This is a genomic window from Pseudomonas sp. SK (genome assembly GCF_012975065.1).
In the GTDB taxonomy this organism is placed as follows: Bacteria; Pseudomonadota; Gammaproteobacteria; order Pseudomonadales; family Pseudomonadaceae; genus Aquipseudomonas; species Aquipseudomonas anuradhapurensis.
The window spans coordinates 1464703-1486035 of the sequence record NZ_CP051857.1 but is presented as its reverse complement, the minus strand read 5'-3'; the positions used below and the strand labels follow the sequence as shown (position 1 = coordinate 1486035).

16 protein-coding genes are annotated in these 21333 nt (G+C 64.9%); 5 read left to right on the top strand and 11 right to left on the bottom strand.

Annotated features, from left to right (window positions below):
- Positions 1-39 precede the first annotated feature (39 nt).
- Together gyrA and mtnA are read right to left on the bottom strand one after the other, a co-directional pair.
- Positions 40-2805: a DNA gyrase subunit A gene (gene gyrA, locus HG549_RS06835; RefSeq protein ID WP_170028803.1), complete on the bottom strand. Its 2766-nt coding sequence runs from the start codon at positions 2803-2805 to the stop codon at positions 40-42.
- 328 nt (positions 2806-3133) lie between these two features.
- Positions 3134-4210, bottom strand: a complete 1077-nt coding sequence (gene mtnA / locus HG549_RS06830) for an S-methyl-5-thioribose-1-phosphate isomerase (protein WP_170028802.1) — start codon at positions 4208-4210, stop codon at positions 3134-3136.
- 110 nt (positions 4211-4320) lie between these two features.
- Between mtnA and ubiG the strand changes: the two genes are divergently transcribed.
- From ubiG to HG549_RS06815, 3 genes are all read left to right on the top strand, one after another.
- Complete coding sequence (ubiG, locus tag HG549_RS06825) at positions 4321-5019, top strand: bifunctional 2-polyprenyl-6-hydroxyphenol methylase/3-demethylubiquinol 3-O-methyltransferase UbiG (protein ID WP_025338098.1); 699 nt, start codon at positions 4321-4323, stop codon at positions 5017-5019.
- 2 nt (positions 5020-5021) lie between these two features.
- On the top strand, positions 5022-5693 hold the full coding sequence (mupP, locus tag HG549_RS06820; protein ID WP_170028801.1) for an N-acetylmuramic acid 6-phosphate phosphatase MupP: 672 nt from the start codon (positions 5022-5024) through the stop codon (positions 5691-5693).
- Positions 5694-5834: 141 nt separating this feature from the next.
- Positions 5835-6575, top strand: a complete 741-nt coding sequence (locus tag HG549_RS06815) for a YciK family oxidoreductase (RefSeq protein ID WP_170028800.1) — start codon at positions 5835-5837, stop codon at positions 6573-6575.
- 113 nt (positions 6576-6688) lie between these two features.
- On the opposite strand, the gene HG549_RS06810 is transcribed toward HG549_RS06815, so the two are convergent.
- The 7 genes from HG549_RS06810 to HG549_RS06780 form a co-directional block, all read right to left on the bottom strand.
- Entirely contained in the window at positions 6689-7474 is a 786-nt protein-coding gene (locus HG549_RS06810) for a TenA family transcriptional regulator (protein WP_170028799.1), read from the bottom strand.
- A gap of 30 nt (positions 7475-7504) precedes the next feature.
- Positions 7505-9961: an EAL domain-containing protein gene (locus HG549_RS06805; RefSeq protein WP_170028798.1), complete on the bottom strand. Its 2457-nt coding sequence runs from the start codon at positions 9959-9961 to the stop codon at positions 7505-7507.
- Between the two features lie 118 nt (positions 9962-10079).
- Positions 10080-11912, bottom strand: a complete 1833-nt coding sequence (locus HG549_RS06800; protein WP_170028797.1) for an ABC transporter ATP-binding protein — start codon at positions 11910-11912, stop codon at positions 10080-10082.
- Positions 11905-12537: a DsbA family protein gene (locus tag HG549_RS06795; protein WP_170028796.1), complete on the bottom strand. Its 633-nt coding sequence runs from the start codon at positions 12535-12537 to the stop codon at positions 11905-11907. Before HG549_RS06795 ends, HG549_RS06800 begins: the two co-directional genes overlap by 8 nt.
- A 3-nt stretch (positions 12538-12540) precedes the next feature.
- On the bottom strand, positions 12541-13473 hold the full coding sequence (locus HG549_RS06790; protein WP_170028795.1) for a rhodanese-related sulfurtransferase: 933 nt from the start codon (positions 13471-13473) through the stop codon (positions 12541-12543).
- A gap of 213 nt (positions 13474-13686) precedes the next feature.
- A complete protein-coding gene (locus tag HG549_RS06785; protein ID WP_170028794.1) occupies positions 13687-13983 on the bottom strand; it encodes a BolA family transcriptional regulator in 297 nt (98 codons plus the stop codon).
- Positions 13984-13993: 10 nt separating this feature from the next.
- A complete protein-coding gene (locus HG549_RS06780; RefSeq protein ID WP_170028793.1) occupies positions 13994-14518 on the bottom strand; it encodes a DUF2059 domain-containing protein in 525 nt (174 codons plus the stop codon).
- A 155-nt stretch (positions 14519-14673) separates the two neighbouring features.
- Here HG549_RS06780 and HG549_RS06775 point away from each other — a divergent pair, with 155 nt between their 5' ends.
- Positions 14674-16068, top strand: a complete 1395-nt coding sequence (locus tag HG549_RS06775) for a class II fumarate hydratase (protein WP_170028792.1) — start codon at positions 14674-14676, stop codon at positions 16066-16068.
- Between the two features lie 129 nt (positions 16069-16197).
- On the opposite strand, the gene HG549_RS06770 is transcribed toward HG549_RS06775, so the two are convergent.
- Together HG549_RS06770 and pap are read right to left on the bottom strand one after the other, a co-directional pair.
- Positions 16198-17163 (bottom strand): DMT family transporter, encoded by a 966-nt coding sequence (locus tag HG549_RS06770; protein ID WP_170028791.1) that lies wholly within the window; start codon positions 17161-17163, stop codon positions 16198-16200.
- 248 nt (positions 17164-17411) lie between these two features.
- Positions 17412-18905 carry a polyphosphate:AMP phosphotransferase gene (gene pap, locus HG549_RS06765; protein WP_170028790.1) on the bottom strand — a complete coding sequence of 498 codons (1494 nt, stop codon included), beginning with the start codon at positions 18903-18905 and terminating at the stop codon, positions 17412-17414.
- Between the two features lie 246 nt (positions 18906-19151).
- Here pap and mnmC point away from each other — a divergent pair, with 246 nt between their 5' ends.
- Positions 19152-21116: a bifunctional tRNA (5-methylaminomethyl-2-thiouridine)(34)-methyltransferase MnmD/FAD-dependent 5-carboxymethylaminomethyl-2-thiouridine(34) oxidoreductase MnmC gene (mnmC, locus tag HG549_RS06760; RefSeq protein ID WP_170028789.1), complete on the top strand. Its 1965-nt coding sequence runs from the start codon at positions 19152-19154 to the stop codon at positions 21114-21116.
- The last annotated feature ends 217 nt before the right edge of the window (positions 21117-21333 follow it).

The window sequence follows — 21333 nt, the reverse complement described above, 5'->3', positions numbered from 1 at the left end:
AAACGGGGCGACCTTGGTCGCCCCGTTCGGGTTTTACGCTTACTCCTGCGGGGCCTCTTCGGCGCCAGCAGCTTCGTCATTGTCTGGCGCTTCGGCCGCGACACCCTCTTCGTCCGTCTCGAGCACATCATCGAGCTCTTCCTCGGACGGCTCCTGGATACGCTCCAGGCCTACGAGTGTCTCGTCATTGGCCAGCTTGATCAAGGTCACGCCCTGGGTATTGCGGCCCAGGCTGGACACTTCGCCAACACGGGTCCGCACCAGGGTGCCCTGGTCGGAGATCAGCATGATCTCTTCGCCTTCCTGCACCTGGATGGCACCGATCAGCAGGCCATTGCGCCCTTTGGTGCCCATGGCGATCACGCCCTGGCCACCACGGCCGCGACGCGGGAACTTGGACAGCGGGGTACGCTTGCCGAAGCCGCGCTCGGAGGCGGTGAGGATCTGCGCGCCGGATTCCGGGATCAGCATGGAGATGATCCGCTGGCCCTTGCCCAGCTTCATGCCGCGCACGCCACGGGCGTTACGGCCCATCTCGCGCACCACGCTCTCGGCGAAGCGGATCACCTTGCCGGCATCGGAGAACATCATCACTTCCTTGGCGCCGTCGGTGATGGCCGCCGCGATCAGGGTGTCGCCTTCCTTCAGCTTCAGGGCGATCAGGCCGTTGGAGCGTGGACGGGCGAACTGCACCAGCGGGGTCTTCTTCACGGTACCCGAAGCGGTGGCCATGAAGATGTAGGCGCCGGTCGGCTCGGCCACCCACTCAGGGGTATCGCCGTCTTCCTCGTCGACTTCCTCGGCCTCGACCACTTCGCCTTCGAGCACGGTGTCTTCCGCGTCCTCCAGCTCTTCGTCGGCGCCAGCGCTCTGCTGCAGGGCCTCGAGGTCGATCTGCAGCATGGCGGTGATGCGCTCACCCTCCTCCAGCGGCAGCAGGTTGACCATCGGGCGGCCGCGGGCGGCGCGAGACGCCTCAGGAATGTCGTAGGTCTTCAGCCAGTACACCTTGCCGCGGCTGGAGAACAGCAGCAGGGTGGCGTGGCTGTTGGCCACCAGCAGGTGCTCGACGTAGTCCTCGTCCTTCACCCCGGTGGCCGACTTGCCTTTGCCGCCACGGCGCTGGGCCTGGTAGGCGGACAGCGGCTGGGTCTTGGCGTAGCCGCCATGGGAAATGGTCACCACGCGCTCTTCTTCGGGGATCATGTCGCCGTAGTTGAGGTCGTGGCGCGCATCGAGGATTTCGGTGCGGCGGGCATCGCCGTATTCGGCGCGGATGGCTTCCAGCTCTTCGCGGATCACTTCCATCAGGCGCTCGGCGCTGCTGAGGATGCGGATCAGTTCACCGATCTGCTCGAGGATTTCCTGGTACTCGGCCAGCAGCTTCTCGTGCTCCAGGCCGGTCAGGCGGTGCAGGCGCAGGTCGAGGATCGCCTGGGCCTGTTCCGGCGACAGGTAATACTTGCCTTCACGCAGGCCGTACTGCTCCGGCAGGTCCTCGGGGCGGCAGGAATCGGCGCCGGCGCGCTCGACCATGACCTGCACGGCGCTGGATTCCCAGGCGGTGGACACCAGGGCTTCCTTGGCTTCGGACGGGGTCGGCGAGGCCTTGATCAGGGCGATGACCGGGTCGATGTTGGACAGCGCGACGGCCTGGCCTTCAAGGATATGGCCGCGTTCGCGGGCCTTGCGCAGCTCGAACACGGTACGGCGGGTCACCACTTCGCGGCGGTGACGGACGAACGCTTCAAGCAGGTCCTTGAGGTTGAGCAGGCGCGGACGGCCATCGACCAGGGCGACGACGTTGATGCCGAATACGCTCTGCAGCTGGGTCTGCGAATACAGGTTGTTGAGCACCACCTCCGGCACCTCGCCGCGACGCAGCTCGATGACGATGCGCATGCCGTCCTTGTCGGACTCGTCGCGCAGCTCGGTGATGCCTTCGATCTTCTTCTCTTTGACCAGCTCGGCGATCTTCTCGATCAGGCGCGCCTTGTTCAGCTGGTACGGCAGCTCGGTAACCACGATCTGCTGGCGGCCGCCCACCTTGTCGATGTCTTCGATTTCGGAGCGGGCGCGCATGTAGATACGGCCACGGCCGGTGCGATAGGCCTCGATGATGCCCTGGCGGCCGTTGATCAGGCCGGCAGTCGGGAAGTCCGGGCCCGGGATGTGCTGCATCAGCTCATCGATGGTGACATCCGGGTTGTCGATCAGCGCCAGGCAGCCGTCGATGACCTCGCCGAGGTTGTGCGGCGGGATGTTGGTCGCCATACCCACGGCGATACCGCTGGAACCGTTGACCAGCAGGTTGGGGATACGGGTCGGCATGACCGCCGGGATCTGTTCGGTGCCGTCGTAGTTGGGTACCCAGTCGACGGTTTCCTTGTGCAGGTCGGCCAGCAGCTCGTGGGCCAGCTTGGCCATGCGCACTTCGGTGTATCGCATGGCCGCGGCGTTGTCGCCGTCCACCGAGCCGAAGTTGCCCTGGCCGTCGACCAGCAGGTAGCGCAGCGAGAATGGCTGGGCCATACGCACGATGGTGTCGTAGACCGCAGTGTCGCCGTGGGGGTGGTACTTACCGATCACGTCACCGACCACACGGGCGGATTTCTTGTACGGCTTGTTCCAGTCGTTGCCCAGTTCGCTCATCGCATAGAGGACGCGACGATGCACGGGCTTCAAGCCGTCACGCGCATCGGGCAGCGCTCGCCCGACAATCACGCTCATCGCGTAGTCGAGGTAGGACTGTCTCAGTTCGTCTTCGATATTGACCGGGAGGATTTCTTTGGCCAGTTCGCCCATGAGAAGCCTGATTCCTTTTTCTGGTGAAACTTCGCAGCTCCATCAAGGGCCGAACGAAGCTCGCCGCCGCAGCGCATGTGGTGCGACGACTTACGACAAATCAATGAGTTGTGCCATGGATCTGCGCAATGAAGGCCGCCGTGGTAGGCGGTCCTGGAAACTGCCGGATGTTATCACAAAGGCGGGGGCGGTGGGGAGATGTGGCAGGTGGCCTCGAAGCGCTTTGAATCCGGAAATTCTACCGCCTGTGCCGGCCTCTTCGCGGCTGAGCCCGCCCCCCTGTGGGCGTGGGTTCACCCGCGAAACGGCCGGTACAGGCGAACAGGCATCAGTGCAGGCGCTTGCGGCACAGCAATTGCGCCAGCTTGGCGGTGTCCGGCCGCTCGACGATACCGCGCTCGGTCACGATCACGTCGATCAGGTCTGCCGGGGTCACGTCGAACACCGGGTTGAACACCTCGACATCCGGCGCCACCCGGGTGCCACCGATGTCCAGCAATTCGTCGGCAGCGCGCTCTTCGAGGGGGATGTCCTCGCCAGTGGCCAGGTTGAAATCGATACTGCTGCTCGGCGCCACCACCATGAAACGCACGCCGTGGTGCATGGCACTGACCGCCAGCTGGTACGTGCCGATCTTGCTGGCCATGTCGCCATTGGCGGCAATGCAGTCGGCGCCCACCACGACCCAGGTGATGCCCTTGGTCTTCATCAGGTGGGCCAGCGCCGAGTCGGCGCACAGGGTCACCGGGATGCCTTCGTTGGCCAGCTCCCAGGCGGTCAGGCGCGAGCCTTGCAGCCAAGGGCGGGTCTCGCCGGCGTACACCCGTTCGACCATGCCCTCCAGGTAGCTGGCACGGATCACCCCCAGCGCGGTACCGAAGCCGCCGCTGGCCAGGGCGCCGGCATTGCCGTAGGTAAGCAGGGTCTGGGCGTTGCCCTGGTGGCGGCGAATCAGCTCGATACCGTGCTGGGCCATGGTCAGGTTGGCTTCACGGTCGCTTTCATGGATGGCCACCGCCTCGGCCTCCAGCGCGGCCAGCACGTCCTCGTCGGCGCGCAGGCGCTGCAGGCGCTCACGCATGCGGTTCAACGCCCAGAACAGGTTGGCGGCCGTGGGGCGCGCCTCGGCCAGCAACAGGAAGTCTTCTTCCAGGTCCATCTCCCAGTCGCCGCCCTGGGCCAGGCGCTCTTCCAGCGCCAGCACCAGGCCGTAGGCCACCACGATGCCGATCGCCGAGGCGCCGCGCACGGCCATGTCGCGGACCGCTGCGGCCACCTGCGCGACATTGTCGCAGGCCAGCCAACGCTCCTCCGACGGCAGCAGGCGCTGGTCGAGCAGGTGCAGGACGCCGCCCTGCCAGCGGATCGCGGTCACCTTCTCCGCCGCCAAAAGTCGCTCGCGCATCGCCTCTCCCCGTCGTTCGGATATCAAAAGCCGGCGATTATAGCGACCCTGGGGGCCGAGCGCTCGGGTATACTCCGGCGCAATTTTGCGAAGTTTCAGAGGACTGTTCAATGAGCAACGTCGACCGCGCCGAAATCGCCAAGTTCGAAGCGCTGGCCCACCGCTGGTGGGACCGCGAAAGCGAGTTCAAGCCGCTGCACGAAATCAACCCGCTGCGCGTCAACTGGATCGACGAGCGCGCCAGCCTGGCCGGCAAGAAAGTGCTGGACGTGGGTTGTGGTGGCGGCATCCTCAGCGAGGCCATGGCCCTGCGTGGCGCCACGGTCACTGGCATCGACATGGGCGAGGCACCGCTGGCGGTGGCCCAGCTGCACCAGCTGGAGTCGGGCGTGCAGGTGGAATACCGGCAGATCACCGCCGAAGCCCTGGCCGAGGAAATGCCCGAACAGTTCGACGTGGTCACCTGCCTGGAAATGCTCGAGCACGTGCCTGACCCGTCCTCGGTCATCCGCGCCTGCTACCGCATGGTCAAGCCTGGCGGCCAGGTGTTCTTCTCGACCATCAACCGCAACCCCAAGGCCTACCTGCTGGCAATCGTCGGCGCCGAGTACATCCTGAAGATGCTGCCGCGCGGTACCCACGACTTCAAGAAGTTCATCCGCCCGTCCGAGCTGGGCGCCTGGAGCCGCGTCGCCGGCCTGCAGGTCAAGGACATCATCGGCCTGACCTACAACCCGCTGACCAAGCACTACAAGCTGAGCAGCGACGTGGACGTCAACTACATGATCCAGACCTTGCGCGAGGAATGAGCATGCGTTTGCAAGCAGTTCTGTTCGACATGGACGGCACCCTGCTCGACACGGCGCCAGACTTCATCGCCATCTGCCAGGCCATGCTCGCCGAGCGCGGCCTGCCGGCCATCGACGACCAGCGCATCCGCGACGTGATTTCCGGTGGCGCCCGCGCCATGGTTGCCGCCACGTTCGCCATCAGCCCCGAAGCGGAAGGCTTCGAGGCCCTGCGCCTGGAGTTTCTCGAGCGCTACCAGCGCGACTGCGCGGTGCACAGCAAGCTGTTCGACGGCATGGCCGAGCTGCTGGCCGATATCGAGAAAGGCAACCTGCTGTGGGGGGTGGTCACCAACAAGCCGGTGCGCTTCGCCGAGCCGATCATGCAGCAGCTGGGCCTGGCCGAGCGTTCGGCGCTGCTGATCTGCCCCGACCACGTGAAGAACAGCAAGCCCGACCCCGAGCCGCTGATCCTCGCCTGCAAGACCCTCAACCTGGACCCGGCCAGCGTATTGTTCGTCGGCGACGACCTGCGCGACATCGAGTCTGGCCGCGATGCCGGCACCCGTACGGCGGCGGTGCGCTACGGCTATATTCATCCAGAGGACAACCCCAACAACTGGGGCGCCGACGTGGTGGTGGACCACCCACTGGAGCTGCGCAAAGTGATCGACAGCGCGCTGTGCGGCTGCTGAGTAGCAACGGCTGACGCCAGACTCTGTGGGAGCGGGCAAGCCCGCGAAGCAGGCACTGCGGTGGATGGCACCGGCTTTGCCGGTGTTCGCGGGCGCGCCCGCTCCCACACGGTCTGTCGCGCCATAAAAAGGGAATACGCAATGTTCGACTACACCGCCCGCCCCGACCTGCTGCAAGGCCGGGTCATCCTGGTTACCGGTGCCGGCCGCGGCATCGGCGCCGCTGCCGCCAAGGCCTATGCCGCGCTGGGCGCCACCGTGCTGCTGCTGGGCAAGACCGAGGCCAACCTCAACGAGGTCTACGACCAGATCGAAGCCGCCGGGCACCCGCAACCGGTAGTGATCCCGTTCAACCTGGAAACCGCCCTGCCCCACCAGTACGACGAACTGGCGGTGATGATCGAAGAGCAATTCGGCCGCCTCGATGGCCTGCTCAACAACGCATCGATCATCGGCCCGCGCACGCCGCTGGAGCAGCTGTCGGGTGACAACTTCATGCGCGTGATGCACATCAACGTCAACGCCACGTTCATGCTTACCAGCACCCTGTTGCCATTGCTGAAGCTGTCGGAAGACGCTTCGGTGGTGTTCACCAGCAGCAGCGTCGGGCGCAAGGGCCGCGCCTACTGGGGCGCTTATGGCGTGTCGAAGTTCGCCACCGAGGGCCTGATGCAGACCCTCGCCGACGAACTGGAAGGCGTGGCGCCGGTGCGCGCCAACAGCATCAACCCGGGCGCCACGCGCACGGCGATGCGCGCCCAGGCGTACCCCAGCGAAAACCCGCAGAACAACCCGCTGCCGGAACAGATCATGCCGCTGTACCTGTACCTGATGGGGCCGGACAGCAAAGGGGTGAATGGGCAGGCGTTCGACGCCCAGTGAGCCTGAGCTGGCCTCTTCGCGGGCTCACCCGCTCCCACAGGATCAGCAAGGCCCTTGAAGGCTGCGCCATACCTGTGGGAGCGGGCAAGCCCGCGAAGAGGCCGGTGCAACACTCAGCCCGCCACCAACGCCGGGCGCATGCTCCGCTGCTGGCGACCTTCCAGTTGCATGCAGCGCTCCAGGAACATGTACATGCAGTCATAGCTCCTGCATATCGCCCTGCGCAGCTCGGTACGCAACCCCAGCGTCGGGTTCTCGCCGGCCAGAGTGCAGATGATCTCCAGCGCCTCCCACGGGTGCGCGTCGTCATACTGGGCGTGCATCTTCAGCCACTTCATCGCCCGCTTGCGCTCTTCCTCCGGGAAGCCCAGCGCATAGGTGTCGCTGGAACACACCACCGCCGACCATTCGCCGGTCGCGCCTTCGATGGCGTAATTGGTCGCCGCCATGGAGATGGCCAGGTTTTCGGTGAAACACACGCGCCAGCACCAGTCGTTCAGGCCGTTCAGCTCGGCCGGAACGTTCTGCGCCTGCAATTCATGCAGGTGCACGCCGTGCGCCTGGGCCCAGCTGACCCAATAGTCGGCATGATTGAGCTCGACGCGGATATTGCGCATCAACCAGCGCCGCGCCATATCCTCGCCCTGGTGCCGACCATACCGGGTCTTGGTCAGGTTGTGCGCCATGTACAGCGAGAACTGCTCGACCACCGGCCAGCCACCGATCAGGTACTGGCGGATGGTCGACTGCTTCAACTGGCCATCGCGCAGCCGTGCGTAGAACTCGTGCTCCACGACCCGGCGCTTGCTTTCACGGCAATCCTCAATCAGTTGCTGGGCCCAGTGGGGGTAGCTTGCAGGGTCCATCAGAGGGCCGATACGAACGAATGCATCAATCACTTTGAGCTCCTTGATCCTTGCGATCACTAGCTAACGAAACGTGCCAGGTGCCCGCTGCAACAGAGGCCGGGTGGCGATCCGTTGGCGCTGCAGACTGTCACAGGTGAACACCTGGGGGCGTTCAATCAGGTAGCCCTGGGCGTAATCAACGCCAATCTCCTGCAAGGCCTGCTCGATCAAGGGTGTTTCGACGAATTCGGCAATGGTGCGCTTGCCCATTACGTGTCCTATGTGGTTGATGACCTCGACCATTGCCCGGTTGACCGGATCGTCGAGCATGTCCTTGACGAAACTCCCGTCGATCTTCAGGTAATCCACGGGCAAATGCTTGAGATAGGCGAACGATGACATGCCAGCGCAGAAATCATCGAGCGAGAAGCGGCAACCCAGCCCCTTCAACTCGTTGATAAAGCGGATGGCGCTGCCAAGGTTGGCAATCGCGCTGGTTTCGGTGATTTCAAAACAGATCATCCGCGGCGGGATGGCGTATTCGACGAACAGGCGCTGCAAGTATTCGAGGAACTTGTCGTCGCCAATGCTCGACCCCGACAGGTTGATCGCACACGTCGACAGCGGCCCTTCCCGGCCCTGGTCCAGGCACTGGCGGATGACCACGAATACATTGCGCACCACCCAGCGATCCAGCGCGGTCATCAGGCCATAGCGCTCGGCCGCCGGGATGAAGCTGTTGGGCAGGATGGTGCGGCCGCTTTCGTCGTGCAGGCGCAACAGGATCTCGATATGGCCCGGGCCTTCGAAACTCTTCAGCGGGGCGATTTCCTGGGCGTACAGGCAGAAACGGTTTTCTTCCAGGGCCACGTGCAGGCGCTGGATCCAGGCCATTTCGCCAAAGCGCATGGACAGTTCGCTGTCGTCGGCATGGTACACCTGGACACGGTTGCGGCCCTTTTCCTTGGCCATGTAGCAGGCCATGTCGGCAGCGCGCAGCGAGGCTTCCAGGGTGGTGGGGGCCTGGGCCAAGTGCACCAGGCCGATACTGACGGTGGTGACGAACGGCCGCCCCTTCCACACGAAGTGCAGGCTCTGCACCAGCTGGCGCAACTGCTCGCCAATACGCTCGGCCTGGTCGGGCGGGCAGCTTTCCAGCAGTACGCCGAACTCGTCACCGCCCAGGCGGGCCAGGGTGTCGCCTTCCCGCAGGCCGGATTGCAGCACGGCGCAGATGTGCCGCAGCAGTTCGTCGCCAGCGGCATGCCCGCAGGTGTCGTTGACCAGCTTGAACTGGTCGAGGTCGAGGAACATCAGTGAATGCCGCCCGGCCTGGCGCGCCAGGCCATTGAGTGCCTGCTCCAGGCGGTATTCGAATTCGCGGCGGTTGGCCAGCCCGGTGAGGGCGTCGTGGGTCGCCTGCCAGGACAGGTTGGCGATGTACTGGCGCTCCTGGGTCATGTCGTGCAGCACCAGCACGATGCCGCTGACCTCGCCGTCATTGACGATCGGCGAGCCGACCAGGTTGATCGACACGGTACTGCCATCCAGGCGCTGGATCAGCCGGGGATGCTCGGCGCCGCCTTTGAGGCTGCCGCTGAGCACCTGCTCGACCAGGCTGCGGCCATCTTCCTCGGCCTGCTCGTCCACCAGGCTGAACAACGCCGACAATGGCAGGCCCTGGGCCTGGCCGGCCTGCCAGTGGGTCAGTTGTTCGGCGGCGGGGTTCATGTAGCCGATCATGCCGTCTACATCTGCGGTGATTACCGCATCGCCGATGGCCTGCAGGGTGATCTGCGCCCGCTCCTTTTCCACCTGCAGAGCGCTGGCAAAGGCCTCGCGCTGGGCCAGCAGCTTGCTGGAGCGGCGCCAGGCAATGGCAATCAGGAACATCGCCGTCATCAGGTTGGTGATCAACAGCACCCGCAACAGCATGCGCGAGCCCTCGCCGAGGGCATCGCTGAACGCCTTGGAGGCCGGGGTGACCCCTTCATTGATGGCAACGATGCGCGCCTTCCACTCGCTGATCGTACGGGCGTCTACCGGGCCGGCGGCGAAGCGGCTGCGCATTTCGTTGGCCAGCGTATCCAGCTTGGCCAGGTAATCGTCGCCGATATTCCAGTAATCGATCGCCGTCTGCATGTAGCTGAGGTTGCGAAAGTTGCGATAGAACCAGATGATCCGTTCGACATCGTCGGGGTGATTGCCGCCATCCAGTACGGCCTGGCGCGCAGCGTCAAGGTCGGGGACGGGCTGGTCGAGCACCTCGCGCAAGCGCTGGTCGCCGCGGGGCACGATGATCGCCTGGCGATAGTGCTGGTAGGTACTGTCGTCGCGGGTTTCGGCATACAGGTCAAGGTAATAGATCGCGTCTTTCTGGGCCTTGGACCAAAGGCTTTCACCGGCGACATAGGCGCGCACCGCCGAGAGCGCATAGAAACTGAGGCTGCCCAGGGCCACCTGGAAGACCACAACGGCGATGAAGGGCCAGGTGATACCAAGCAGCTTGGGCGCTTCGAGTGTGCGATGTCCCTTCATGGAGTCCCTGTCACAGAGCAGATGAGGCGCAGATCAACCCAGACAAGCACAGCGTAGGCCAAATGCCATCGCCGCGGCAGGGTTTTTCATGACAGAAAATCGGTGACTTTGTATAAGTTCAACTTTGTTGCAGATGCCCATAAAGCTTGGCATACAACCCGCCTTCTGCAATCAGCTGCTGATGGTCACCATCCTCTGCCACATGCCCACCATCGAACACCAGCACCCGGTCGGCCTGTTTCACCGCCGATAGGCGGTGGGCAATGATCAGCGTGGTTCGGCCGCTGAGAAAGCGCGCCAGGGCCTGGTGCAGGTTGTATTCGGTGGCGGCATCCAGGGCCGAGGTCGCTTCGTCGAGGATCACCACCTTAGGCTCGGCCAGCACCATGCGGGCAATCGCCAGGCGCTGGCGCTGGCCACCGGACAGGCGCACGCCGGAGCGCCCCACCACACTGTCCAGGCCCTGCGGCAAGGCGGCGATGGTGGCATCCAGCTGGGCGATGCGCAGCGCTTGCCAGCAGGCCTCGTCGCTGCAGTCGCGGCCCATGGTCAGGTTGGCGCGCACGCTGTCGTTGAACAGCGATGGGTGCTGCAGCACCACCGCGACGTTCTCGCGCAGGGTTTCCAGGCCGATTTCCTGCAGGCTGGCACCGCCAAAGCGGATAGTGCCGGCCTGGGCGCTATAAAGGCCTAGCAGCAGCTGCACCAGCGTGCTCTTGCCGCCGCCGCTGGCACCCACGATGGCCACTTTCTCACCCGGGGCAATGCACAGGTCGAGGTGCTCGAGCACCGGCTCGTCGGCATAGGCAAAACGCAGGTCGCGCACTTCGATGCCAACGGTCTGGCGGCCGGCAAACGGGTCGCTGGCGGCCGCATACTGCGGCTCGTCGGCACGCGCCAGCAGCTCGTTGAGGCGGCTCAGCGCGCCGCCGGCGGCATAATAGGCGTATTGCAGGTTGAGCAGTTGCTCCACCGGGCCGATCATGAACCACAGGTAGCTGAACACCGCCAACATCTGGCCGATCGAAAGGTCGGAAAACAGCACGGTGAGCATCGCCGCGGCGCGGAAGATATCGATACCGAACTGGAACAGCAGGCCACTGGCGCGGCCACTGGCATCGCTTTTCCATTGCGAGTCGACGGCGTAGTCGCGCACTTCGCGGGCGCGCAGGCCGAGGCGCCCGAGGAAGTAACCCTGGCGGTTGCCGGCGCGGATTTCCTGGATGGCGTCGAGGGTTTCCGCCAGCGCCTGGGTAAACCGTGCGGTACTGTCGTTCTCGAGCTTCTTCAGGTGCTTGACGCGCTTGCCCAACTGCACGGTGAGGTAGATGACCAGCGGGTTGAACAGCAGAATCAGCAAGGCCAGCTGCCAGTGCATCCAGATCAGGATGGCTGCGGTGCCGGTCAGGGTCAGCATGGCCACCAGGAAGCGGCTGAGGGTTTCGCCAACGAACTTGTCGAGGGTATCCAGGTCGGTGACCAGGTGGGTGGTGACCGTACCGCTGCCCAGGCTTTCGTATTCCTTCAGCGAAATCCGCTTGAGCCGCTCGATAAGGCGGATGCGCAGGCGATAGACGATGTCCTTGGCCAAGCCGGCGAACAACCTGGCCTGGATGACGTTGAACGCCAGGGCGGCCAGGCGCAGGCACAGGGTCAGCAACAGCATCAGGCCGATGTAGCCGGCGGCCACCTGCCAGCTGGCCGGCAGCAGGTGGTTCATCCACTGCAGCGCGGCATCGCCCTGGCCCAGCAGCACCTCGTCCACCAGCAGCGGCAGCAGCAACGGGATGGGCACGCTGCAGCAGGCTGCCAACACGGCAATGAGGTTGGCGGACCAGAGGTTTTTCTTGTGATGCAGGGCCAGGCGGCGGATTTCCGCCCAGCTCAGTCGGTCGGCCGCCGTGCAAGGCTTGCCCGGCACCGGGTCGGGTGACCCAGGCAGATCAAGCACAGGCGGCCTGCTGCAGCCAGCGGCCGAGCAAGGGTTGCAGGCGCTCCAGCGGCTGGTAGCCGTTGGTCAGCAGGGCCAGCTGGCCATTGCGCTCGGCCAGCAAGGTCGGAAAACCGGCGATGCCCAGGTCCTGCGCCCAGGCGAAATCGGCCGCAGTGGCGGCGCGGGTGTCGGCCTGGGCAAAGGCCTCGGCGAACACCGCACGGTCGAAGCCCGCCTGCTCGGCCAGTTCGACCAGATGCGGAGCAACGGTCACATCCACCCCCTGCTCGTAGAACGCGCGCTGGATCAGCGCCAGCAGCGGCCAGACGCGCTCGGCGTCCAGCTCGCGGGCGGTGACCAGGGCCCGGCAGGCCGGCTCGGTGTCGTAGACGAAGCCGTCGGGCATGGCCCCCTCGAAGCGAAACGGCTGGCCAGTGGCTTCGGCCACCGCTTGCCAGTGTTCGAGGATGTACTTGCGGGTGGCGCTATCCAGCGCGCTGCCGCCGCTGCGCAAGCCGCCGGTGACCAGGCGGGTCGGCACGCCTGCTGCACGCGCCTGGGCGATCAGGGCCGCGGCCACGGGTGCGAAGCCCCAGCACCAGGAGCACATCGGGTCCATCACGTAGATCAGGCGTGCAGACATGCATCAAGCCTCGGCTTTGTAGTTGTAACCGATCGGATGCGGCAGGTTGCGGGCCTTGGCCAGTTCGATCTGCTTCTGCCGGTCGATGGCGCTGCGCCGGGTCTTCTCGCTCAGGGTGTCCCAGCAATGCGGGCAGCTCACCCCTGGCGAATAGTGCTCGGACGCACGCTCCTGTGCATTGATCGGGTGGCGGCAGGCGTGGCACTGGTCGTACTCGCCCTCGCTCAGGTCATGGCGCACCGTGACGCGGTTGTCGAAGACGAAGCAGTCGCCGTCCCACAGGCTTTCTTCCTGAGGCACTTCCTCGAAGTATTTCAGGATGCCGCCCTTAAGATGATAGACCGCTTCGAAGCCTTCACCGAGCATGTAGCTGGAGGCTTTTTCGCAACGGATACCGCCGGTGCAGAACATCGCAACCTTCTTGTGCTTGCTGGGGTCGAAGTTGGCCTTGATGTAGTCGGGAAACTCGCGGAAGGTTTCGGTCTTCGGGTCGATGGCGCCCTTGAAGGTGCCAATGGCCACTTCGTAATCGTTGCGGGTGTCGATCAGCAGCACTTCCGGGTCGCTGATCAGCGCGTTCCAGTCCTTGGGCTCGACATAGGTGCCGACCGCCTTGTTGGGGTCCACGCCGGGTACGCCGAGGGTGACGATCTCTTTCTTGAGCTTGACCTTGGTGCGGTAGAACGGCTGTTCGTCGCAGTACGATTCCTTGTGGTCGACGTCGGCCAGGCGCGGGTCGTTGCGCAGCCAGGCCAGCAGGCCGTCGATGCCTTCGCGGGTGGCCGAGACGGTGCCGTTGATGCCTTCGTGGGCCAGCAGCAGGGTGCCTTTGACGTTGTTGTCGAGCATGCTCTTGAGCAGCGGCTCACGCAGCTCGACGTAGTCTTCCAGGGTGACGAACTTGTACAGCGCCGCGACGACGATGGGTTGGGACATGAAGCAGAATCTCCAGGTGGTTGCCCTCGTAAGGGGCGGACCGGGTTTGACAGGTGTAAAAAAAAGCATGGGGGCGCGCCTTGCGCCCCTTTCGCGACACAAGGCCGCTGCTACAGGGGAATCGCATAACCTGTAGGCGCGGCCTTGTGTCGCGAAAGGGCCGCAAAGAGGCCCCCGGATCTTGCAGGATTCTACCAGAACAACCGAATGGTTTCAGTGCCCGCCGCCCGCGCACACCGGCGAAGCTGGTGCCACGCCGACCTTGGCCCACTCCTCGGCGGTGTAGGTATGGATGGCCAGGGCGTGGATCTCGCCCATCAGTTCACCCATGGTGGCGTACACCTTCTGGTGGCGCTTGACGCTGTTCAACCCGGCAAACTGCTCGCTGACGATCACTGCCTTGTAGTGGGTCTCCTGACCACGACTGTGCATGTGGCTTTCGTCAAGCACTTGCAGGTGTTGCGGCGCCAGGGCGGCCAGCTGCTGTTCGATGCGCTGTTGCATGCTCATCGCGGCGTACTCACTTCTTCGCCGGGGCGACAGCCTTGCCGGCGTTCGGGTCCAGCTCCTTGGTCATGTCGTCCAGCAGCTTGTTCACCACCGGTACCGCAGGCTCCAGGCTCTGCTGGGTCAGCTGGGCCGACTGCTGGGTGACCTTGGGCATTTCACGCAGCACTTTCTTGCCCAGCGGCGATTCGTAGAACTTGACCAGGTCGTTCAGTTCCTGCTCGGTGAAGGTCTGGGTGTACAGGTCGACCATCTTCGGCTTCAGCTTTTTCCAGCCGATGGCGTTGTCCAGAGCGGCGTTGGCCTTGGCCTGGTAGCTTTCCAGCACCGACTGCTTGGTGGCCGGGGCCTTGGTCTGGGCAAAACGCTGGGCGAACATCTGCTGGACCTGCATGTATACCGGCGTCCCCAGCTTGTCGGCGTTGGCCAGGGTCAGGAATTTCTCGGCAGCAGCATTGTGGCTGGCGGTGGCAGCGAGTACCTGGCCGCTGGCGCAAGCCAGGGCAACGGCGGCACAAAGGACACGGAGACGGGTCATTGCATTTCCTTCAGAAGAGACGGAGGCGGGTACCTCAGAGTAGAGCATTCTGCGCCGTGGTGGCGATGTGCTCAAGTGGCACGACGAGCGACGGAACCGCTCGGTCGAATCAGGGCCTAAACTGCGATTTCGAACTACACAGGAGTGAGTACAGAATGAGCCGCATCGAGACAGACAGCCTGGGCCCGGTCGAAGTTCCTGAGGACGCCTACTGGGGTGCGCAGACCCAGCGTTCGCTGATCAACTTCGCCATCGGCAAGGAGCGCATGCCCATTGCGGTGTTGCACGCCCTGGCGCTGATCAAGAAGGCCGCAGCACGCGTCAACGACCGCAACGGCGACTTGCCAGCCGACATCGCCCGGCTGATCGAACAGGCTGCCGACGAAGTGCTGGACGGCCAGCACGACGACCAGTTCCCGCTGGTGGTCTGGCAGACCGGCAGCGGCACCCAGAGCAACATGAACGTCAACGAGGTGATCGCCGGGCGGGCCAACGAACTGGCCGGCAAGGGCCGTGGCGGCAAGGCGCCGGTGCACCCCAACGACCACGTCAACCGTTCGCAGAGCTCCAACGACTGCTTCCCCACCGCGATGCACATCGCTGCAGCCCAGGCGGTACACGACAAGCTGCTGCCGGCCATCGCCGAACTGTCCTCGGGGCTGGCCGAGCTGTCGGCACGCCACCATCAGCTGGTGAAGACCGGCCGCACGCACATGATGGATGCCACGCCGATCACCTTCGGCCAGGAGGTGTCCGCGTTCGTCGCCCAGCTCGACTACGCCCAGCGCGCCATCCGCGCCAGCTTGCCGGCGGTTTGCGAACTGGCCCAGGGCGGCACCGCCGTGGGCACCGGGCTGAACGCCCCGCATGGTTTTGCCGAAGCCATCGCGGCCGAGCTGGCGGCGCTGTCCGGCCTGCCGTTCGTCACCGCACCGAACAAATTCGCCGCCCTTGCCGGGCATGAGCCACTGACCAGCCTGGCCGGGGCCCTGAAGACCCTGGCTGTGGCCCTGATGAAAATTGCCAACGACCTGCGCCTGCTGGGGTCCGGCCCGCGTGCCGGGCTGGCTGAAGTGCGCCTGCCGGCCAACGAGCCTGGTAGTTCGATCATGCCGGGCAAGGTCAACCCGACCCAGTGCGAAGCCTTGTCGATGCTGGCCTGCCAGGTGCTGGGCAACGACGCGGCGATCGGCTTTGCCGCCAGCCAGGGCCATTTGCAGCTGAACGTGTTCAAGCCGGTGATCATCCACAACCTGCTGCAGTCGATCGAACTGCTGGCCGATGGCTGCCGCAACTTCCAGCAGCATTGCGTGGCGGGTATCGAACCGGATGCCGAGCAGATGGCGGCGCACCTGGAGCGCGGGTTGATGCTGGTAACGGCGCTGAACCCGCACATCGGCTATGACAAGGCAGCGGAAATTGCCAAGAAGGCCTATGGCGAGGGCAAGACCTTGCGCGAGGCGGCACTGGAATTGAAGTACCTGACCAATGAACAGTTCGACCAGTGGGTGCGGCCGGAGAACATGCTGGCCCCAGGCGGAAAAGGCTGAGATCCGGGACACCGCGCCCTGTGTGGGCGCGGCCTTGCGTCGCGACGGGCTGCGCAGCAGCCCCAAAATTCATGTCTCTGCCGACAGTTCTGGGGCTGCTGCGCAGCCCGTCGCGACGCTAGGCCGCTCCTACACGGAGCGGGCGACTTTGCGGAATTTGCGGGCCCGCCAGCTAGCCACCAGCGATGGTCCCAGCGCTACTAGCGCCGACCCCAGCACCACCGTCACCGCCCCGACATAACCCAGGGCATTGATGTCCTCGGCATGCACGTAGTCGGGCCACAGCAAGGCCGCCAATGCCACCGCGACGAAGGTCACCAGCGGCGTCAACGCCAGCGTGGCACTCACCCGCGATGCCTCCCAGTGCGCCAGCGCCTCGGCAAACGCGCCATAGGCCACCAGCGTGTTCAGGCAGCAGGCCAGCAGCAACCAGCCCTGCACCGGGGTCAGCTGCAATGCCTGCAACGGGTGGACCCATGGCGTGAGCAACGCGGCGCAACCGAGGTAGATCACCATCATCACTTGCTGCGAATTCCACACGGTCAGCAGCTGCTTCTGGCTCAATGCGTAGAACACCCAGATCGTGGTGGCCAGCAGGATGGTCAGCACGCCAGTGGTATAGGTGCCGAGCGAGGTCAGCAGCTCTTCCAGGCGCTGGTTGAAGAACAGGCCAAACCCCGCCAGCAGGATCAGCAAGCCCATGCCCTGCCCCAGGCTGAAGCGTTCGCGGAACACGAACACGCTGGCCACCAGCAGCAACACCGGGCCAAGCTGCACCACCAGTTGCGCGGTACCCGGGCTCAGCAGGTTCAGGCCGATCAGGTACAGCACATAGTTGCCCATCAGGCCAAGCACGGCCACCAGCACCAGCCCCTTGCCCCTGGGCGTCAGTTGGCGGATGGACGGCAAGCGGCGCTGGGCCGTCAGCCAGGCGAACAGCAGCCCACCGGAAACCAGCAGGCGGTACCAGGTGACGGTGACCGGGTCGACCACCTGCAGCACCTGCTTGAGCTTGATCGGCAGGATGCCCCAGAGCAACGCCGTCAGAAGCGCCAGGAACAGGCCATAGCCCCAGCGGCCGGAAGTGGTGTGCATAAAGTCCTCGATCAAGCCCGTGGTGGGGGTGGTTGAATTCTAAAGGCTTGGAGGGCCGGGCCGGGGGCGAGTGCCGAGAAAAGAATTCATCAGGTCATTCTTCTATGGCATGCCTGGGTGACGAGTTGTCTGTGCCGGCTTGTTCGCCGGCAAACCCGTTCGCCCAAGACCCCAGGCTTCAGCCATGGGGTACTGCTGTGGGAGCGGGCGTGCCCGCGAAAGGGCAAGCACAGGCAGCATCGATTCGGCTATTTCTTGTCCTTGGCAAACGCCGCCTCGAGCGCCTGGTTGATGGTGCGCAACACTTTCACCCGTGCCCAGCGCTTGTCGTTGGCCTCCACCAGCGTCCATGGCGCAATCTCCGTGCTGGTGCGGTCGACCATGTCACCCACCGCCTGGACATAGTCGTCCCACTTCTCGCGGTTGCGCCAGTCATCCTCGGTGATCTTGTAGCGCTTGAACGGGATCTGCTCGCGCTCCTCGAAACGCTCCAGTTGGGTCTGCTGGTCGATCGCCAGCCAGAACTTGACCAGCACCAGGCCGGCATTCACCAGCTGTTCCTCGAAATCGTTGATCTCGCTGTAGGCGCGCATCCAGTCGGCCGGGCTGCAGAAGCCTTCCACCCGCTCCACCAGCACCCGGCCATACCAGGAACGGTCGAAGATGGTGAACTTGCCGCGCGCCGGAATATGCCGCCAGAACCGCCACAGGTAGGGCTGCGCGCGCTCTTCTTCGGTGGGCGCGGCAATCGGCACGATGCGGTACTGGCGCGGGTCCAACGCTGCCGCCACGCGGCGGATGGCGCCGCCCTTGCCAGCTGCGTCGTTGCCTTCGAACACCGCCACCAGGGCATGCCGGCGCATGCGCTTGTCGCGCAGCAGGCCGGCCAGGCGGGCCTGCTCGGTGACCAGCTGTTCCTGATAATCGGCCTTGTCCAGGCGCAGGGTCATGTCCAGCGCGCCGAGCAGGCTGCGCTGGTCGATGCTGCGGCCCAGCGGCGCGACGTTGCCCCGGTGCTTGGCTTTGGGGTCGCTGGCCAGTGCTGCTTGCAGGCTTTCCAGCAGAACGCGCCCGACCGCCAGGCTGCGGTAGTTGGGGTCAACGCCTTCGATGATGTGCCATGGCGCATAGTCGCGGCTGGTGCGGCGCAGCACGCGCTCACCGAAGCGCACGAAACGGTCGTAGGTTTCCGACTGCTGCCAGTCCAGCGGGCTGATGCGCCAGCTGTGCAGCGGGTCGTCCTTCAGCGCCTTGAGACGCGCCTTCATCTGCTTCTTGGACAGGTGGAACCAGAACTTGATGATCAGCGCACCTTCGTCGCAGAGCATTTCCTCGAGCCGCTCGGCGCCGGTGATGGCCTGGTCGAGCACGGCATCCTTGAACAGGCCATGTACCCGCCCCTGGAGCATCTGGCTGTACCAGTTGCCGAAGAACACGCCCATCCGCCCCTTCGGTGGCAAGGCCCGCCAATAGCGCCAGGCCGGTGGCCGGGCCAGCTCTTCGTCGGTTTGCTGGTCGAAGGTGAGCACGTCGATCAACCGCGGGTCCATCCACTCGTTGAGCAACTTGACCGTCTCGCCCTTGCCGGCGCCTTCGATGCCGTTGATCAGCACGATCACCGGAAAACGCGCCTGCTGCTTGAGTTCGTACTGGGCTTCGAGCAGGGCCTCGCGCAAAGCGGGTACCTCGGCGTCGTAAGCCTCCTTGTCGATGCTGTGGCCGATTTCTGCGGATTCGAACATGCACTGGCTCCTTCAATGGATAAGCAAGACTAGCGGATTTGTGTGTGGGCTGTACCGGCCCTGTCGCTGGCAAGCCAGCTCCCACAGCCGGTGCCAGCTGACGCGTCGGCTGCTTCGCGGATAAATCCGCGCCTACAATCGACGTTGTACCTGTGGGGGCTGGCTTGCCGGCGACAGGGCCGGTACGGCAAGCGCAAAATCATCAGATGGCATAAAATCCGTCGATCCGCTGCAACCGAGCCAACCATGTCCACCCTCCTCCAGCACGCCCAGATCGACTGGGACGACCAGGGCCGCCCGCACTCGCGCCAATACGACGACGTCTACTTCGCAGTCAACGAAGGCATCGAAGAAACCCGTCATGTGTTTCTCGGACAAACCCGCCTGGCAGAACGTTTCGCCGCCCTCGCCCCGCATGCCTGCCTGGTGATCGGTGAAACCGGCTTTGGCACCGGCATGAACTTCTACTGCGCCTGGCAGCTGTTCGAGCAGCATGCCGGCGCCGAAGCCCGCCTGCATTTCGTCAGCGTCGAGAAGTACCCGCTCGGCCGCGACGACATGGCCCGTGCCGTGCGCCTGTGGCCGGAGCTGGCGGCCTACAGCGAGCCCCTGCTGGCGCAGTACGTGGCGCTGCACCCTGGCTTCCAGCAGTTCACCTTCGCCAATGGGCGGGTCACCCTCACCCTGCTGGTCGGTGACGTGCTGGAGCAACTGCCGCAACTCGATGCGCAGGTCGATGTGTGGTTCCTCGACGGCTTCGCCCCGGCCAAGAACCCCGACATGTGGACCCCGGCGCTGTTCGCGCAGCTGGCGCGGCTGTCGCACCCCGGCACCGTGCTGGGCACGTTCACCACCACCGGCTGGGTACGCCGCAGCCTGGTCGATGCCGGCTTCGCCATGAAGAAGGTGCCGGGCATCGGCAAGAAGTGGGAAGTGATGAGCGGCGCCTACGTCGGCACCCCGCCTACCCCCTGCCCCCCTTGGTATGCACGCCCGACAGCCGCAGCAGGACCACGCGAGGCCCTGGTCATCGGTGCCGGGCTGGCCGGCAGTTGCAGCGCCGCCAGCCTGGCCCGGCGCGGCTGGCAGGTGACCGTGCTGGAACGCCACGACGCGCCAGCACGGGAAGCATCAGGCAACCCGCAAGGGGTGCTGTACCTCAAGCTGTCGGCCCATGGCACAACGCTGTCACAGATGATCCTGTCCGGTTTCGGCTACACCCGGCGCCAGCTGGAGCGCTTGCAGCGCGGCCGCGACTGGGATGCCTGTGGCGTGCTGCAGCTGGCCTTCGACAACAAGGAAGCCGAGCGCCAGGGCAAGTTGGCAGCGGCCTTCGCCCCTGACCTTCTGCATCCGCTGCAGCGTGATGAAGCCGAAGCCATGGCCGGTGTGGCGTTGCCGGCCGGCGGGCTGTTCTACCCCGAGGGTGGCTGGGTGCACCCGCCGGCGCTGTGCCAGCAGCAGTTGCAGCACCCTCGCATTCGCCTGGTGACACATCAGCCAGTGCTCGACCTGCGCAAGGTCGGCGAGCAATGGCAAGCCTGGGCCGGTGAACGGCTGCTGGCCAGCGCGCCAGTGGTGGTCCTGGCCGGGGCCGCCGAAGTGCGGCGCTTCGAGGCGTGCGCGCAGCTGCCGCTCAAGCGCATCCGCGGGCAGATCACCCGCTTGCCAGCCACTGCCGGCAGCCGCGCGTTGCGCACCGTGGTGTGTGCGGAGGGCTACGTGGCCCCACCCCGCGGCGATGAGCATACCCTGGGCGCAAGCTTCGACTTCCACAGCGAAGACCTGGCACCGACGCTGGCCGAGCACCAAGGCAACCTGGCATTGCTGGATGAAATTTCCCCCGACCTGGCCGAGCGCCTGGGCACCGCCGAGCTGGACCCGGCACAGTTGCAGGGGCGCGCGGCATTTCGCTGCACCAGCCCGGACTACCTGCCGATCGTCGGGCCGCTGGCCGATGCCGAGGCGTTCAACGAAGCCTATGCGGTGCTCAGCCGGGATGCGCGGCAAATGCCGCAGGTGGCCTGCCCATGGCTCGGTGGCCTGTACGTGAACAGCGGGCATGGCTCGCGCGGGCTGATCACCGCCCCGCTGAGTGGCGAGCTGGTGGCCGCCTGGGTGTGCGGGGAACCACTGCCGGTGCCGCGGGCGGTGGCGGAGGCCTGTCATCCGAACCGGTTTGCCTTGCGCAGGTTGATTCGTGGGCGGTGACAGGGCCGGGGTATGCCGTTGGACGTGTAGCGCCTGGGAGATCGAGCGCCGCGTAGGCGGCGCTCGATTTACGCCCCAACCCAAAAACCAAGCCCCCCCCACCGCCCCACCCCATATAACAGATCGATCTAAAACTCTCGCAAACCGCACGGGTCAGTTCCTTAAGGTGCCCTAATCCGGGGCACTCCCTCCCCAACGGAAAAACCGGTAAGGACCT